The sequence below is a fragment of the Streptomyces alfalfae genome (assembly GCF_004127445.1).
In the GTDB taxonomy this organism is placed as follows: Bacteria; Actinomycetota; Actinomycetes; order Streptomycetales; family Streptomycetaceae; genus Streptomyces; species Streptomyces alfalfae.
Map to the genome: position 1 here is coordinate 37,979 of NZ_QEXM01000037.1, position 15,299 is coordinate 53,277.

Here is a 15,299-nt window from a genome sequence, read left to right on the forward strand (position 1 = left end):
CCGGGGTTCGGTCCACGACGACGGTTCAGTCCACGATGATGCCCGGATAGCAGTGCTCGTGGTGCCAGTCCGGGGCCACCGGGTAACCGCAGTGGCAGAACTCGGGCCGGGCCGGCTCGCCCCGGGCGCGCCGGGTCAGGGCGACGATCAGGGGCTGGCGGTCCAGCCAGGACGCCGCGTCGTCGCCGTCGGCCAGGCCGAGGGCCTCCGGCGGCACGTCGAGCCCGTCGGTGAGCATCTCGACGAGCTGGTCCGCCTGCCTGCGGATGAAGCGCAGGACGTTGCCGCAGTAGGACGGGGACATCTCGTCCAGGCGGTGGCGGCGGTCCTGGACGTCCTGCCAGACCTCGTCCTGGTTCAGGAGGTTCATCCAGTGCTCCTCCGAGGTCCAGCGTGTCATCGGCGCACTGGGCCCGTCGGCCGCCGACCGCGTCAACTCCTGGGTCTCCAGGGCCTCTTCGAGGGCCCGGCCGTACTCCGCGTGGTCCTTGGCCGCGAGGCGCCGACAGATCGCCACGGACGTGTCGGCGTCCCGGCGCGCGGCGGCGAGGTCACCTCCGACGGCGAGCCGTGCCACGGCCGACTGGCGCAGGATCTTCGCATGGGCGCCCTCGTGCCGGACCGGGTCGGCCTCCGCGAGCCGTGCGGTGACCCCCGCCATCTCATCGGCCAGGACGCGTGCCTCCTGCCACCGCTGCAACCGCCCCAGATAGGTGGCGAGCCGCGACCCGAGGTCGGCCAGGACGGGCTCGTGCACGGAGGGCGCCACCGCGGCCAGCCGTCGCGCGGTCGCGACCGCCTCCTCCAGCGAGGTCACCGCCTCCTCCCTGCGCCGCGACGCCCACAGCAGGACGGCCAGGTTGTCCAGGCACTGCGCCAGCTCGGCCTCGCCGAGTACGAACGCGCGGGCGAGCAGCGACCCCGAGGGCGGGTCGGCCGCCAGGCCGCGCCGGGCGAACTCGATGGCCCGCGCCTGCGCGGCCACGGCGTCCGAGAGGCGACGCAGCTGCCAGGAGTAGATGCCGAGGTTGTTCAGGGCGAGCGCGAGGCCGGTCTCGTACTGACCGGGCAGGGTCGCCGTCAGACGCCAGAAGATTCCCACCGCCTGCTGCGTGGGGGCCATGGCCCGGTCGGGGTGACCCGCCGCGGCCAGGCCCCTGCCCACCTGCGCGAGGGCCAGGGCGAAGCCGGGCTCATGAGCCGCCGGGTCCGCCCCGGCCAGCTCCTGGAAGAGCGAGGCCGCCTCCTCGGCCGCGTGCAGGGCGCGGTCGGGGGCGTCGGCGTCGAAGGCGTGCTGCGTCAGGTGCAGCAGCGCGGTCGCCAGGGCCGCGGTCGATGCCGCCCGTGGTGCTGCGGACGAGAACGCGGCCATGGACGAGAACGCGGCCGTGGAAGGGGATGTGGGTGTGGACGGGGCCGCGGGCGGCGAAGGGGACGACAGGGGCGACCCGGCCGGGTGTGCCACGGCGGCCGCCGCCTCCCGGAAGCAGCGCACCGACTCCTCGTCCGCGGCCAGCGCCTCTCGCGCCCGCCCCGCCCGGCCGAGCCGGAAGCCGAGGCCCTGTTGCAGGCGGCCGCGTTCGGCGGGGTCGGCGGTGTCGGGGAGGCGCGCGGCGACCAGCCGGGCGGTGAACGACGCGATGCCCGCGTCCAGGTCGAGCTGCCCGAACTCCGGGAAGCAGGCCTCCACGGAGGCGAGTACGGGGACCGGAAGGGTGGTCTGGGCCAGCGCCTCCAGAGCCGCGCTGCCCGCGGCGACGGCCACCGACGGGTCCTGCCGCAGGATCTGCTCCAGATGCCCGGCGACATGCGGCCAGCGCCCCGGCGCCGCCGCGGCGGCCAGGAACGTCAGGCCGCGCGTGACCGACGGCGCGACCGCGCCGTCAGGGCCGCGGGCGCTGAGCGTGCGCGCTGTCGGCGCTGCCCAGGGGGCGGCCGGATAGCCGGTCACGTGGTGCCCGTCGAGGCTGAGGGCCAGGAAGTCCTCGGCGAGCCGGTCCGGGTAGAGCGGCTCCAGGACGGCGCCGGGCTCCGCTGCCGGATAGCACGTGCCGTGGTCGGTGAGCAGCCGCGGCGGCCGATCGAGGCCGATCCCCGCGAGCAGGGCGCTGCCCTCCTCCGGCGACACGGCCCCGGTGAGGGCCGCCGTGAACACGACGCGGTTCATGTCGCTCGGCGGCGTGCCGAAGTCCAGGCCCTCCAGGCGGTTCTCCCACAGCCGGGACCAGTGCCGCCGCTCCCGGTTCAGGAGGTACGCGGAGAGGCCGGCCAGGTCGTCCGGCGCCTGTTCGCCGCGCACGTGGGCGTCGACGGCGACCAGGGCGGCCATGTGCACCGCGAGGACGAGTCCGAACTCCGGGCCGTCCAGATCCCTCGGTCGTGCGATCACGGCCGGGTCGGGAACGCCGTACCGGGCGGCGAAGCAGTCCCGGGCCGCGACGAACATCGCCGACCGGGCCCCCGGGTCGCCGCCGGGGACGCCCAGCGGGCGCAGCTCCTGGTCCCGCGTGCCGGCCATGACGTCCTCCAGGGCGGAGCGCACGGCGGGCCAGGCGGAGGCCGAGCGGGCGAGCAGCAGCAGCCGGGTCGGCAGCGAACCGGCGAACAGCCGGTTGCTGAACAGCCAGGCGAGGTGTGAGACGGGCCAGCGGTCCGCGTAGTCGACCACGAGGAGCAGACCGCGAGCCCCGGTGGGCCGCAGGTCCACCCCGCCGTCCCGGCCCGCGTCCAGAAGGGCTCCCGGGCCGTGCGTGGCGGTGACGACCTTCCAGCCGGCGGCGGCGCTCTCGGCGGCGAACTCGTCGGCGAGGCGGCTCTTCCCCTGCCCGCCGGGGCCGTGCAGCCACGTCGCCGAGAGCCGCGGCCCGGCGGCGTCCCGCCAGGCGACGAGTTCGGCGCGCTCCCGCTCCCGGCCGGTGAAGTCGACCAGCCGGTAGCGGGCGTTGAGCATCCGGCTGGGCTGGTCGAGCAGCCAGGAGCCGTCGGGCACGGGGGTCGCGGGGCGCTCGCCGAGCAGGTAGACGGGCCCACGATCCGCGAAGACGTGCAGGTCGGCGCCCACGACGCCGTACCCGAAGCCGCTCTCCACCCGGATCGTCTGGTGGACGGCCGCCTCTGCGGCCGGGGCGGGCGGCGGCGCGGCGCCGCCACCCGTGGTGACCCGCGGGCCCCGCCGGGCGCCCGCGTCAGCCCCTGTCACCGGGCGGCCCCGTCGGCGCCCTCGCTCCCGCCCTCCCGTTCCCTCCGCGGTGATTCGGCCGTGCGGTCCGTCGCCGACTCGGCGCCGTGGTGGTGGTTGACGATGTTTCCGCCCTGCACCAGGAACGCCTTCCCGTTGTCCCGCACGACGACGTCCTGCACCCACTTCGGCTCGCTGTTCCCTGCGGGCCGGATCTCCTCGATCAGGGCCCGCAACTCCTCGGCCGCGGCCGGGTCGCGCCGCAGCAGCGAGCGCAGTTCGAGCTGCCACAGGGGAAGGAGCGTCTGCCGTACCTGGTCGCCGTCCTCGGCCTCCGCCACCAGTGCGGCGTTGCTGTCGAGTTGGCCCTCGATCGCCTGCTGCCGTTCCTCGCCGCCGCGACGCCGGAACAGCTCCGCCACGCGGGTGCGGGCGAGTATCCAGGAGTCGGTGGCCATGGCCCCGACCACCGCCGTACCACCGGCCATCACGAGTTCGTCGAGCACAATTCCTCCCTCTGCGGGCCCCGCTGACGTCGCGCGCTCCATGCGCCGCGTCCCGCACCGATGACCGTAGAACATCCAGCCGGAAGCCGGGGGCCGTGCCGACAGGTCGGCCAACGTGTGAGTGATCACTCGCTCCACGGTTGCCCCTGTGCCAGAGTTGGTCCATGCGCACGGCTGGTGGGGGAGAGCGGGCCGGATCGGCCGCGTCGGGGGAAACCGTGCCGGACCTGGTCCGCACGCGGTGGGGGGTCGAGCTGACCGCCCCGCTCCTGGCCCGGTTCGAGGAGCCCGGCTGGAGTTACGAGGAGAGGGTGCCGCGCGGCTGTCCCGCCTGTGGCGGTGAACTGCACTCTCTGCGCAGGCCGTATGAGTCCCAGGGCCGCGTCTACCGCTACGTCGCCGTCGTCTGTCCGAGCTGCCCCGCCGCCTACGCCCTGGCGGATCTCGGGGTGAAGAGGTACGACAAGCTCATGGGCCGCAGCGGTCGGGAGTCCGCCCCGGCTCCCGTTCCCGCCGCGAACCCGGATGCCGCCCCCGGGGCCGACGACACGTGGCGCATGCTGCTCGGCCCGTGCCCCACGGGCGACAAGCCGGGCGGCCTGACCATCACACCGATCCATGCCTCCCCCGGCGTGACACTCCGGCCCGGGCCCGGCCCCGCACGCGTCATCACCTCCAATTCGGCCTCACCCGCCTCCGGTTGGCCTGCGGACCTGCCGTTGCCGGCCGAACCCGAACCGCGGCTCCTCTACTGGTGCAAGGTGACCGACCCGCACTGGCGGCCGCCTGCCGCGGCGATCGACGCGGCCGAGGACATCCGCGTCATCATGCCGGACGGCCCGGACTTCGACGCCCTGCGCGCGCACCTGGCCGACAAGGGCGTCCCCTACCGCTGTGCGCGGCACTGGCAGGAGGCGGAAGTCGTCGGCACCGTCAACGACGTGGGTGGCCGCACCGACCTCGTCGCGTTCCCCGTCCGCACCGGGCCGCTGCCGGCCGCCCCGGTCGCGGGCCCCGGCGCCCATGCCGCCCGTGACGCGTTCGCGCTGCAGTGGGACGCCCTCGACGCCCTGGCCGAGGACGCCGACGACGCCTACGTTCCGGTGACCGACCTGGTGCCACAGGGCTGGGCGCGGTTCCTGAAGTACCCGACCTTCAACCCGGCGCAGGCCGACGCCGTCCCGGCGGTCATCGAGGACGACGGGAACGTCGTGGTCGTCGCCCCGACCGGCGCGGGCAAGACCCCGATCGGCATGGTCGCCGCCCTCAAGGCCAACGCCCAGGGCCGCAAGGCCGCCTGGCTCGTGCCCCAGCGCTCTCTGACCGACGAACTCGACCGCGAACTCGACCTGTGGCGCGACAACGGACTGAGCGTGGTCCGCCTCACCGGCGAGTACGCCGTCGACGCCGAGTTGATCCGCAAGGCCGACATCTGGATCGCCACCACCGAGAAGTTCGAGGCCATCTGCCGCACCGGCTCGCTGCGTGACGCCCTCGCCGACGTCGGCTGCCTCGTCGTCGACGAGGTCCATCTGCTCGGCGACCCCGGCCGCGGCCCCATCCTGGAGGCCCTGCTCGCGCGCGTCGGCCAGGACACCGGACAGGTGCGCATCGTCGGCCTGTCCGCGACGGTCGCCAATGCCGACGAGGTCGCCGACTGGCTCGGCGCCCGCCTCGTGCGCACCACGTGGCGGCCCACCCGGCTGATCTGGCAGATCCCCGTCCCCGCCGCGTCCACCAACAGCGACCGAGGTGCCCGCGCCGCGGCCCGCACCCGTGCCGCCGCACGGCAGGTCCGCGCCATCGCCGACGAGGGCGGCAGCGCCCTGGTGTTCTGCGGCAGCAAGCGCGGCGTGCGCATGACCGCGCTCGCCCTCGCCGAGGAGCGCGGGGCCATCACCAAGGGCGTCGACAAGGACGACCCGGAGGCCGTCGAACGGCTCTGCTCGCCGACGGGCGTACGCCTCCACTACCGGGACTGGCCCTACAAGCGCGAGGCCGAGAAAGCCTTCCGGAGCCGTGCGGCGAACGCCCTGGTGGCGACGTCGACCGTAGCGGCCGGGGTCAACCTTCCGGCCCGCGCCGTCGTCGTACGGGACACCGAGATCGGCCTGGACCGGGTCGAGGTCTCCATGGTCCAGCAGATGTTCGGCCGCGCCGGGCGCGTCGGCGCCGGTGAGCGCGAGGGCTGGGCGTTCCTCCTCACCGACGGCGCCGACCGGCCCGAGTGGCAGGCCCGTCTGGCCGCCGGCTACACCGTGCGCTCCCGCATCCGCGAGCGCCTGCCCGACCATCTGCTGGCCGAGGCGGTACAGGGCCGCGTGCGCACGCTCCGCGAGGCCGAGGACTGGTGGACCCGCACCCTCTCCTCCTACCAGGGCAACGAGAGCTTCGACCCGCTGTACGACGCCGTCGAATTCCTCATCGAGGCCCGCTTCCTGCGCCGCGGCCCCGGCCCCGATCCCGGCCCCGATCCCGTCCCTGAGCCCGAGGACACCCTCGCGGCCACTGAGCTCGGCACCCTGACCAGCCGATTCATGCTCGCCACCGACCTCGCCGACGACCTGTCCGACGCGCTGCGCGCCGCCCCCGTGCCCCGGGACCCGGACGCCGCGGAGCACCTGCTCACCGTCCTGCTCGCCGCGCACCTGCCGAACCTGCAGCAGGCGCAGTTCACCGACCGGGCCCGCGCCACGCTGCTGCGCGTCCTGCATGACGGCGGCCATCTGGACCCTCCGGGCACCGAGTCGGACGACGCCCCGGCCCGACCGGTGGACGAACCGGTGACCCCCGGAGACCTGGCGCGGGCGGCGCTGCTCCTGGTCGCCCACAGCCCCCAGGTGTTCCGCACCCGCTCCCCGTACGTCCTCGGCATTCCCGCCGAGAGCCTCACCGGCATCTACGAGGAGTCCCAGCGCTACCTGGCCTGGCTCGGCGCACAGGGCCCGCTCGGCACCGCGCATCCCTGGGCGGCCGTCGTCGCCGCCGACCTGGCCGCCCGTATCCGCTGGCGTGAACTCGGCCCGCGCCGCGGGTCCGGGCGTCTGCTGTGGATGTGCGAGCAGATGGCCACCGCGCCGCTCGCCGCCCGGCTCGTGCCGCGGATGTGGCGTGCCGCCCGCACGCGGGGCATCGGCGCCCCCGACTGGCCGGGCACCACGCCGCCCACCGGCTGCGCCCTGCCCGACCAGCGCTACCGGCAACTCCTCGCGGAGCGGACGACGGGAGCGCTCCTGACCCCGGGCCCGGACGGGGTCCTGGTCCGGGGCTGCCCGCGTGGCGCGACCGTGCAACTGTGGGACGGCACATCCGTGGAGTCACACCCGCCCGAACACTCCCCGGTCGACATCCCCTACCCGCGCCCGGCACCGGACGACCCGCAGCTCGGCCACCGCGGCGCCGCCGTCTTCACCCGGGGCGACCGCTGTGCCACGGGCTGGCTGTCCGCGTACAACGGCTTGGACTGAAGGGAGACCTGGCCGCAGCCGGGAGGGGTCGGGCCCCGTCCCGGTCGTCCATGGCCCTAGTACTGCAACGGTCTTTGTTGTGATGGTTGTTCGGGGTGTGGGGGTGGGTGTCCGCGTCGTGTGTAGTGGCTGGTGCGGGCTTGCTGTTGACGTCGTCGTCGCCAGGCTGACCAGTGCAGGATGTGGTCGATGGACACCGGTCGGCGGTTGGTGAGGCGGGTGATCAGGCGTCTGATCTCGGCGAGGCTGAGGTGGATGAGCTCGGAGGATCCGTTTCTGCTTTGTGTGTGTCCAGTTGCCGGGCCCGCAGGACGGTCAGGCAGGCGTGGGCGGCCATGGCCAGGGTCATGTGGCGGTGCCAGCCGTCGTAGCGGCGGACCTGGTACTCATCCAGGCCGCACTCGCCCTTCGCGGTCTGGAAGCACTCCTCAATGGCCCAGCGGCTGCCCGCGACGCGGATCAGTTCGTCCAGCGTGGTGCCTGCCGGGCAGTAGGCGATGTAGTAAGAGATCTCCTCGGGCCGGCGAACGCTTCGGCGGGCGATGACCCAGTGTTGCCGGTCGGGCCGGTGCCAGGGGCGGACCTCCACTCGGGCCCAGTCGTAGACCCGTGGGCCATGGGCCCCGTTGCCGCAGGAACGGCGCTTCCACTTCTGTCTGGGCAGGCCGGGGAAAAGATCGTGGACGGGGTGGTCGATGGACCAGCGGGTGACGACGGTGTCGTGCCGGGTGGTGGCCATGACATGGAAGACGTCGGCTTGTTCCAGCTCGAAGCGCCAGCCCTTGCTGTAGCCGTAGGCGGCATCGGCCGTCACCCATCTGAACGGGATCCTGTCGTGGATCGCCCGGCGGACCATCGCTTTGGCCATGGCTACCTTCGTCTCGAAGGCGACAGTGTCCTTGATGCCAGCTTGTCGGCACCTTTCCCGGTCGTCGGTCCAGGAGGTGGGCAGATACAAACGGCGGTCGATCAACGTGCGTCCGCGGCTGCCGGCGTAGGCGAGGAACACGCCGATCTGACTGTTCTCGGTGCGACCGGCGGTGCCGGAGTATTGACGTTGCACCCCGGCCGAGCGGATGCCCTTCTTGAGGAATCCGGTGTCATCGATGATCAGGACGGCATCCCGGTCTCCGAGGTGCTCAACGACGTAGTCGCGCACGTCGTCAAGGACTTCGTCGGCGTCCCACTCGATCCGGTTCAGCAGCCGGTGGATCCGGTCAGGGCCCGCGTGCCCGGCTTCTTCCGCGAGTGTCCAGCCGTTCTTCCGCTCCAGCGGAGCGATCAGCCCCCGCATATAGGCAAGCGCCGACTGCCGCGGCTCTTCCCTGTTGAACCGGTGCACGAACCGCTCGTGCACCGCACCCAGTTCCCCGGCCCACAACGTGACATCAGCAAACTCCCCGCCCATAACCACATAAACGACCAAGCTGGCCACCAGTCACGCCAAAGACCGTTGCAGTACTAAGAAGCGATCGACCCGCTACGTATTGGGGAAGGCTGCTACCGCCAGGGCGACGGGCAGGTCGCCGCCAAGCCCTGCTCAGGAAGGCCCTCGAACGCAGCAGCGCGGCGGCCATAGCGAAATTCGCGTGGCACGGGCGCGAGAGGCTCGGCCTGCTGCGGGTGAAAGAGGACGTGATCGTGCTGCACGCCCTCAGCACGGCGACGAAGTCCGCTCCTCCGAGACGATCGCCCCAACGCCCATGGAACTGACCGACGATGGGACCGAGCGGGCCATCCTGCTCATCGACTCCATGACGGTCGACGACGTCGTCGGCCAGGAGTGGGCTACCGACCGGTACGCCGCGGCCTTGGAGGAGGTTATCCACGCCATGGCTGACGGCTACTCGTCGACACCGACGACCCGCGGCGCCGCGGTCTCACGCAAGCTGGACGGCACGGCAGCTGCGACCAAGACAGCGCGGCGCAAGCAGGCTGCTTTCGGCGAAATGCTCAACACTGCAGTCGAGAAGGGGTACTTCGCGGAGAACCCGCTCAACGGGCTCAGATGGAAGGCTCCGGCGGTCGACGAGGAGGTGAACCCGGCCGCCGTTCCCAATCCTGCCCAGGTCGTCCGGCTGCTTGCGGCGGTGGCTCAGCAGCGTGGCCGCGGTCCTCACCTGGAGGCGTTCTTCGGTTGCATGTACTACGTGGCCATGCGGTCGGCGGAGGTCATCCACCTCCGGCTCGAACAGTGCCAACTGCCCGAACCACGCACTCAAGCGCCGCGCGACCACCGCCACCCGGCCTGTGCCCATCCCGCCGCAGCGTATGCATCCTCCGGGCTCACATACGTGACGTGGGCGCGGGCGCGCAAGTACGTCCTGACCCGCTACGTCCTGACCCGCACGGAACTTGCCTCGGGTCTGGCCAAGCGGCCCTACGATCTTCGGCACGCCGGGATTTCGTTCTGGCTGTACTCCGGTGTGGACCCTGCCGAATGGCTCGCCGTGCGGGCCAGAGCATCGAGGTCCTCTTTCGCCACTACGCCAAGTTCCTGGACGGCGTCCGAGAGCAGGCCAACCGCCTCATCGAGCAGTCGATGAAGGAGTGGGATCACGTCAGTCAGGGCACGGTGCCTGGGCCGTGAGCCGGGGTTTGGTCCGCCACTGGTCCGGAACAGCTGGTCAGGAGTGGGATAACGGCGGGAGGAACTGGGAGTTACCGTGTAAACCGGGCTTTGCTCTGAGTGGGCCGAGCGCAAGGTGCCTGACGGGCAAAAGTGCAGGTCAGGCACCCTTTCTCGTGCTCCTAGAAGAAGCCCAGCTTCTTCGGCGAGTACGACACCAAGAGGTTTTTCGTCTGCTGGTAGTGCTCCAGCATCATCTTGTGCGTTTCGCGTCCGATGCCCGACTGCTTGTAACCGCCGAACGCCGCGTGCGCGGGATACGCGTGGTAGCAGTTCGTCCAGACGCGACCCGCCTGGATCGCCCGCCCTGCCCGGTAGGCGGTGTTCATGTCACGTGTCCACACTCCGGCGCCCAGGCCGTAGAGCGTGTCGTTCGCGATCTTGATGGCGTCGTCGAAGTCGTTGAACGACGCGACCGAGACGACCGGTCCGAAGATCTCCTCCTGGAAGATCCGCATGCGGTTGTCGCCCTCGAAAATGGTGGGCTGAACATAGTAGCCGCCCGCCAATTCGCCGTCGTAGTCGATCCGCTGTCCGCCCGTGAGGACCTTGGCGCCTTCCTGCTGCCCGATGTCCAGATAGGAGAGGATCTTCTCCAACTGGTCGTTGGAGGCCTGGGCGCCGATCATCGTGTCGGTGTCGAGCGGATGCCCGGCCTTGATCTGCTCGGTCCTGGCGACCGCCGCCTCCAGGAACTCGCTGTACTGCCCGCGCTGGACGAGCGCCCGTGACGGACAGGTGCAGACCTCACCCTGGTTGAGGGCGAACATCGTGAAGCCCTCCAGCGCCTTGTCCCTGAAGTCGTCGTCCGCCGCCCACACGTCGTCGAAGAAGATGTTCGGCGACTTGCCGCCGAGCTCCAACGTGACGGGCTTGATGTTCTCCGAGGCGTACTGCATGATCAACCGCCCCGTGGTCGTCTCCCCCGTGAACGCCACCTTGGCGACGCGCGGACTGGAGGCCAGCGGCTTGCCCGCCTCGACCCCGAACCCGTTGACGATGTTGACGACCCCCGGCGGCAGCAGATCGGCGACGAGACTCATCCAGTAGTGGATGGAGGCCGGTGTCTGCTCCGCGGGCTTGAGGACGACGGCGTTCCCCGCGGCCAAGGCAGGTGCCAGCTTCCATGTCGCCATGAGGATCGGGAAGTTCCACGGAATGATCTGCGCGACGACGCCGAGCGGCTCGTGGAAGTGGTACGCGATGGTGTCCTCGTCGATTTCGCTCAGCGTCCCCTCCTGCGCGCGGAGGACCCCGGCGAAGTAGCGGAAGTGGTCGATGGCGAGCGGGATGTCGGCCGCCAGCGTCTCCCGGACCGGCTTGCCGTTCTCCCAGCTCTCGGCGACGGCGAGCTGTTCGAGATTGGCCTCCATCCGGTCGGCGATCTTGCGCAGGACGTCTGACCGCTCGGTCGTGGAGGCTCGTCCCCAGGCGGGCGCCGCCGCGTGCGCCGCGTCGAGGGCCCGCTCGACGTCCTCCGCAGTGCCCCGGGCGATCTCGGTGAACGGCTGCCCGTTGACCGGGCTCGGGTTCTCGAAGTACTGGCCGCGTGCGGGCGCCACGTACTCGCCGCCGATGAAGTGGTCATAGCGGGACTGGTAGGAGACGATCGCACCCTCGGCACCGGGCGCTGCGTAACGGGTCATCTTGGCTTGCCTCCCGAGGAACGCCGCCCGCCATCGGGCAGCTCGCGCTGGGAGGCTAGGCGCACGAAGGTTGCGCCGACGTTGCAGCACGGGCAGGCGGATACACGACGCCCCGGCTCCGTCGTACGCCACGAGCGCTCGCCCCCAGCGGATCGCTAGATGTGTCAGGCAAGGAGGAGAAGGGGCAGGGGCAGGGGACGAGAGAGCGGGAGAGAGGGGAGGGGGGCAGGTAGGAGGGGGGAGGGAGAGAGGGAGGGAGCCCGCGATCCCGGCCCGTGGGGATGAAGTGACGGGCGGTCAGCCTTGCGCGGACGAGTCCAACTCGGCGTCCAGCGCACGGAGTCGGACCAGAACCGACGGTGTCGGACGCAGTGCCGCCAGGGCCCGCCACACGCCCAGATCATCCTCGCCCCACGGTGTACGCACCCACTCCGCCAGCAGATCAGGGTCGCCGCGGTCAACGAGCGCGGCCCGAAGCTGCTCGGCGAGCCTGCGCCGCAGCCTGACCAGCGCCGGTGCCTGCGACTGCGGCAGCAACGGCCCGGCATACGCGGCCACCGCCGCCGTCACCGCACCCGTCCCCAGGCGACGCTCGACCGTGTCGGCGTCACACTCGACCGGCACCGCCAGCCGATACGGACGTGACCGCAGTAGGTCCGCCCCGAGCACCCGCCGCAGCCGTGCCATCTCCGCCCGCAACGTCACCTGCGGCACCGATTCGTCCTCGTACAGCGCGTACAGCAGTTCGTCCGCGCTCAGCCCCTCCGGGTGGCGGGCGAGCAGTACGACGATCTCGCTGTGCCTGCGGCTGAGGCGGACCTTGCGCCCACCCGCCAGGAGCAGAGCCTCGTCCCGCCCCAGCGCGGTGAGTACCAGGGCTGCCCCGGTGCGCACCGGCGGTGCCAGCAGGGCGAGCTGCGACTCCGCGGCCCTGGCGACGGCCTGCACGAAGGCGAGACTGTGCGGGTGCGCCAATCCGTCACCTCCGGTGATGTCGACCGCCCCGATCAGCCGCCCGGTACGCGGATCATGCACCGGAGCCGCCGCGCACGTCCACGGCTGCACCGTCCGCATGAAGTGCTCCGCGGCGAACACCTGAACCGGCCGCCCCACGGCCACCGCCGTGCCCGGCGCGTTGGTCCCCACGTCCGCCTCCGCCCACCGGGCACCCGGTACGAAGTTCATCCCCCCTGCCCGCCGCCGCGTCACCGGATGCCCCTCGACCCACAACAGCCTGCCCTGGGCATCACAGACGGCCAGCAGATGCTCCCCGTCCGCCGCGAAGGTCCCCATCAACTCCCGGAACAGCGGCATCACCCTCGCCAACGGATGCTCGGCCCGGTACGCGCCGAGGTCCCCGTCCGTAAGCTCCACCGCCGCCCCCGCACCCTCCGGACTGACCCGGGCCCGCGCCGACCTGCGCCAGGAGTCGGCCACGACGGAACGCACCGGCCGGACCACCGTCCCGCCCGCGGTGAACCTCTCGTGCGCCTGACGCAGCATCCGCACCCGCTCGGCGGGGTCGGCGCCCGGAGCCAAGGCCACCCATGGATCGGTCAAAGCGGCCTCCCGGAACGGCGATGCGGTGGTGCCATCGTCGCCCCGGGAACGGGAGCCGACAAGCGTGCCGCACGGAACAGATCTCTCAGCCTCAGCCTCCAGGTCCGGTGGGGCCAAGTCGTCTCAGGCGGAGTTGACGAGGCGGATGTAGCGCGACCAGTCCCAGTTCGGGCCGGGGTCCGTATGGTCGGACCCGGGCACTTGATGGTGCCCGAGGATGTGCTCGCGGTCCCTCGGGATGCCGTACTTCGCGCAGATGGCGGCGGTCAGTGCGGCTGACCGCTCATACATGGCGTTGGTGAAGTACTCCGGTTTGTCGACCCACCCTTCGTGCTCGATGCCGATACTGCGTGTGTTGTAGGACCAGTTCCCCGCGTGCCAGCCGACATTGCGGTTGCGGACGCACTGGGCGATGTGACCGTCCTTCGAGCGCACCACGTAGTGGGCCGAGACCTGTTTCGCCGGGTTCTGGAAGATGGCCAGTGTGTCCGCGTACGTCTCCTGGGTGACGTGAATGATCACGTAGTCGATGGCGTAGGTGCTGGGGCGGTTGGCGGCGGTGTAGTTGGAGGTACTGGCCGGCACCCACTCGGCCCCCGGATAGTCGACCGCCCGGGAGCCGGCGGTACCGCGTGAGCCGGCTAGCGCGTGTGAGGAGGAGGACAGGAATGCCGCCGGCACAGCGGTCGCGACCGCGCCCTGCAACAGCCGGCGCCTGCTCGGGAACTGTCTTGCTCGATCCATGACTGAACTGCCTCTCGGTGGGGGGGAACGGCTGAACTGCGCTGCTCGTGAGAGGGCTGCTCGACTCACTGCCGCGAGGACCCGGAACCCGAGGGACCCGGGGGACCCGAGAACCCGAGGGATCTGAGAGATCCGAGGAGCGGGACCGAAGGCCCAGGGCGCTGCTCGCGACGGCTGCGAGGGCCGGGAGGAAAGGTCACGTAGATCGTTTGTTCGTGATGACCGTAAACCGTGCGGGCCGTCAGCCCATGTAGGTCACCGGCTCGTGTTGTGCAGAGGTGCCTCCGATCTCAGTGCTGCAAGGGACAGCGGCCGCTTGGCGGGTCATGGGACGGGGCCAGGGGGCGGGCCACGCCATGGGGGCCGTGGGGTGGCGGGCCACTCTCCCGGCGGGGTGTGAGGCTCCTGGCCCCGCGCCTTCTGGGCGCCGCCTCACTTCCCGGGAGGGAGCGAGGCGGCCACCTCGCGTAGGTGAGCATGCAGACCCCGGTGCGTCTCACGCGCCGGCAGCCACTCCTTGCGGAGCTTCGCCACGCACGTGTAGTTGGTGTCGCATACGTTGGCGAGCGGCGACTCCACCGTCTGCGTCGCGAACTGGTAGGCGTCCAGTTCGCTGAAGCCGTAGTCACGCACTAGCCACTGCACCAGGTCGAGCTGCGATATGCGGAAAGCGTCCTCCAGCGGACGTGCCGAGCCAGTGGACATGATGTGCGTGTCGGACTCCAGGCGCGGCCAAGGAGTGGCCACTCCCTTCAGGAGCTCGACGATCACCATCGTGTTCATGGCGCACTCGACGGCCACCCCACACGTTTCCCCCTCGCCCTGCCGCGCGTGCCCATCGCCCAGACTCACCAGGGCTCCCTCGACATTCACCCCGAGGTAACAGGTGACGCCGGCTCGCATCTCGGGCGTGTCCATGTTCCCGCCGTGGGCGTCGGGCACCAGTGCCGAGCGCACCTCCAGATTGGCCGGGGCGACACCGACCGTGCCGTGCATGGGGTCCATGGGCAGGTCCTTCTCGAAATCACCGTCGCGCGCGGTGAAACGAGCAGTGCGCCTCGCCCGGTCGAGCTGCCAGATCCACACGGCTTCGGGCAGGGGAGGCTGGAGCGAGGCGGTGGAGTGCGTGGATGTGAGGGCGCCGAACAGCGGGACCGTCGTGGACGCAGCCCAGTCGCGTGCGGGCTCGATGGAGACGAAGTGCACGGCGACGGTGTCACCGGGCTCCGCCCCTTCGACATAGAAGGGGCCGGTCTGCGGATTGAGGAACGGAAACTCGCAGACCTCGGAGACCAGGTCCTTCTCCGACCGCACGTTCCCGGCGAAACAGTCCTCTGTGAACAGGTCGAGGGCCGTGCCCGGCGAGACGCGCGCTATGGGCGGTGCACCACCGAACGTCCAGGCGTACTCGCCGGGCGCGGGCCGCACGGTCACAATCCTGGGGTCGCTCATCGCTGCACTGCTCCACTCTGGCCGGACGGGCCGTCGAACGGTCGTGGACCAGTACGGGATCGCCAGTGGCGGAACGGTGCGGTAAGACCCTGTGACAGGACGTCACACGGCCCGGCG

10 protein-coding genes are annotated in these 15,299 nt (G+C 71.3%); 3 read left to right on the forward strand and 7 right to left on the reverse strand.

The genetic code is table 11. The features are described 5' to 3' along the window. Positions 1-25: 25 nt before the first annotated feature. Both DCW30_RS15295 and DCW30_RS15300 read right to left on the reverse strand, forming a co-directional pair. The gene (locus DCW30_RS15295; protein WP_076687396.1) at positions 26-3,199 is read right to left on the reverse strand and encodes a tetratricopeptide repeat-containing protein; all 3,174 of its coding nucleotides are present in this window, start codon (positions 3,197-3,199) and stop codon (positions 26-28) included. Next, positions 3,196-3,684: a hypothetical protein gene (locus DCW30_RS15300; protein WP_076687397.1), complete on the reverse strand. Its 489-nt coding sequence runs from the start codon at positions 3,682-3,684 to the stop codon at positions 3,196-3,198. The genes DCW30_RS15295 and DCW30_RS15300 overlap by 4 nt, the downstream gene beginning before the upstream one ends. Before the next feature lie 164 nt (positions 3,685-3,848). Here DCW30_RS15300 and DCW30_RS15305 point away from each other — a divergent pair, with 164 nt between their 5' ends. Further along, positions 3,849-7,151 carry a DEAD/DEAH box helicase gene (locus DCW30_RS15305; RefSeq protein ID WP_079250222.1) on the forward strand — a complete coding sequence of 1,101 codons (3,303 nt, stop codon included), beginning with the start codon at positions 3,849-3,851 and terminating at the stop codon, positions 7,149-7,151. Positions 7,152-7,374: 223 nt separating this feature from the next. Here the strand turns inward: DCW30_RS15305 and DCW30_RS15315 are convergent, their stop codons facing one another. Then, complete coding sequence (locus DCW30_RS15315) at positions 7,375-8,559, reverse strand: IS701 family transposase (protein WP_076688372.1); 1,185 nt, start codon at positions 8,557-8,559, stop codon at positions 7,375-7,377. A gap of 128 nt (positions 8,560-8,687) precedes the next feature. Between DCW30_RS15315 and DCW30_RS38115 the strand changes: the two genes are divergently transcribed. Together DCW30_RS38115 and DCW30_RS37475 are read left to right on the forward strand one after the other, a co-directional pair. Then, positions 8,688-8,864, forward strand: coding sequence for a hypothetical protein (locus DCW30_RS38115; protein ID WP_418347334.1), 177 nt, complete (start codon positions 8,688-8,690; stop codon positions 8,862-8,864). Further along, positions 8,855-9,697 (forward strand): site-specific integrase, encoded by an 843-nt coding sequence (locus tag DCW30_RS37475; RefSeq protein ID WP_237283464.1) that lies wholly within the window; start codon positions 8,855-8,857, stop codon positions 9,695-9,697. The genes DCW30_RS38115 and DCW30_RS37475 overlap by 10 nt, the downstream gene beginning before the upstream one ends. 205 nt (positions 9,698-9,902) lie before the next feature. Here DCW30_RS37475 and adh read toward each other — a convergent pair whose 3' ends face one another. The 4 genes from adh to DCW30_RS15340 form a co-directional block, all read right to left on the reverse strand. Further along, positions 9,903-11,426 carry an aldehyde dehydrogenase gene (gene adh / locus DCW30_RS15325; protein ID WP_076687398.1) on the reverse strand — a complete coding sequence of 508 codons (1,524 nt, stop codon included), beginning with the start codon at positions 11,424-11,426 and terminating at the stop codon, positions 9,903-9,905. A gap of 297 nt (positions 11,427-11,723) precedes the next feature. Next, a complete protein-coding gene (locus DCW30_RS15330; RefSeq protein WP_076687399.1) occupies positions 11,724-12,986 on the reverse strand; it encodes a GAF domain-containing protein in 1,263 nt (420 codons plus the stop codon). Positions 12,987-13,109: 123 nt separating this feature from the next. Beyond that, positions 13,110-13,730, reverse strand: a complete 621-nt coding sequence (locus DCW30_RS15335; protein WP_076687400.1) for an N-acetylmuramoyl-L-alanine amidase — start codon at positions 13,728-13,730, stop codon at positions 13,110-13,112. Positions 13,731-14,162: 432 nt separating this feature from the next. Then, positions 14,163-15,182, reverse strand: coding sequence for an acetamidase/formamidase family protein (locus tag DCW30_RS15340; protein ID WP_076687401.1), 1,020 nt, complete (start codon positions 15,180-15,182; stop codon positions 14,163-14,165). Between the last annotated feature and the right edge of the window lie 117 nt (positions 15,183-15,299).

What these genes read in the sequence shown, in the direction of transcription:
- DCW30_RS37475 (WP_237283464.1), top strand. Translation starts at nt 8,855, where the DNA reads ATGGAACTGACCGACGATGGGACCGAGCGGGCCATCCTGCTCATCGAC.
- adh (WP_076687398.1), bottom strand. Translation starts at nt 11,426, where the DNA reads ATGACCCGTTACGCAGCGCCCGGTGCCGAGGGTGCGATCGTCTCCTAC.
- DCW30_RS15335 (WP_076687400.1), bottom strand. Translation starts at nt 13,730, where the DNA reads ATGGATCGAGCAAGACAGTTCCCGAGCAGGCGCCGGCTGTTGCAGGGC.
- DCW30_RS15340 (WP_076687401.1), bottom strand. Translation starts at nt 15,182, where the DNA reads ATGAGCGACCCCAGGATTGTGACCGTGCGGCCCGCGCCCGGCGAGTAC.
- DCW30_RS15305 (WP_079250222.1), top strand. Translation starts at nt 3,849, where the DNA reads ATGCGCACGGCTGGTGGGGGAGAGCGGGCCGGATCGGCCGCGTCGGGG.
- DCW30_RS15315 (WP_076688372.1), bottom strand. Translation starts at nt 8,559, where the DNA reads ATGGGCGGGGAGTTTGCTGATGTCACGTTGTGGGCCGGGGAACTGGGT.